Raw genomic sequence first — 850 nt, 5'->3', positions numbered from 1 at the left:
TGCAGATTGTCGGGCTAAACGGACACCTGTGCCATATTCGGCGGACAGTCTGAGACATAATTAGCGGACAAGTAGGGACACATTAACCGGACAATAGATCTTCAGATATAATAAGCGCATCTCCTTAAAATGGAGAAATATTATATCTGGAGGTCCTACTATGGATTACAAAAAAGTACTACGGCTTCACTTTGTGAACCATCTTAGCTGCCGTGAGATTGCCGAAAGCTGCGGCGACTGCAGCAAAACAACCGTAAACGAGTTCCTGAAGCGTTTCAGAGAGAATCCGGAACTCTCATACCCTTTACCGGCAGATGTCACGAATGAATACATTGAGAGTATTCTCTATAAAAAGCCTGGTGTATCAGCGAACCAGCTTCTCTATCGGGATTTTAACAAGGAAGCTGTCTACAAGGCTTTAGCCCGCAAAGGGGAGACCCTGAAACATCTGTGGCAGAAATACAATGCCATAGGTATCGTAGACGGGAAGAAACCTATGAGTTATCGCCAATACTGCAGGCGTTACAGCGAATGGGCTGATTCCAAACAGCTGACCTTCCACATCCAGCGTTATCCCGGTGTCAATCTCGAACTGGACTATGCGGGGAAGCAGCTCTATCTGCATAACCGCCGGAACCCGGATGAGACCATAAAGGTCACGATCTTTATCGCTGCCCTCACCTACAGTGATTACTTTTACGCTGAAGGAATGACCGAATGCGATATCCGGAACTGGATCCGGGTCAACAATAATGCTCTGTCCTATTTTGGCGGCGTGACGCCGACAATCACCCCGGATAATTGCAAAGTAGCAGTTGCCCGGAATAAAGACTGGATCAGCCCTGTCCTG

1 pseudogene is annotated in these 850 nt (G+C 47.5%); it reads left to right on the top strand.

Annotation, left to right across the window (positions count from 1 at the left end):
* Positions 1-160: 160 nt before the first annotated feature.
* Positions 161-850, top strand: a pseudogene (locus FNY66_RS15335) (hypothetical protein); the annotation flags it as partial.

It is taken from the genome of Mediterraneibacter catenae (assembly GCF_008691045.1).
In the GTDB taxonomy this organism is placed as follows: domain Bacteria; phylum Bacillota; class Clostridia; order Lachnospirales; family Lachnospiraceae; genus Mediterraneibacter; species Mediterraneibacter ornithocaccae.
Note: the sequence above shows the minus strand (reverse complement) of the source record. Positions and strands in the feature narration are given on the sequence as shown.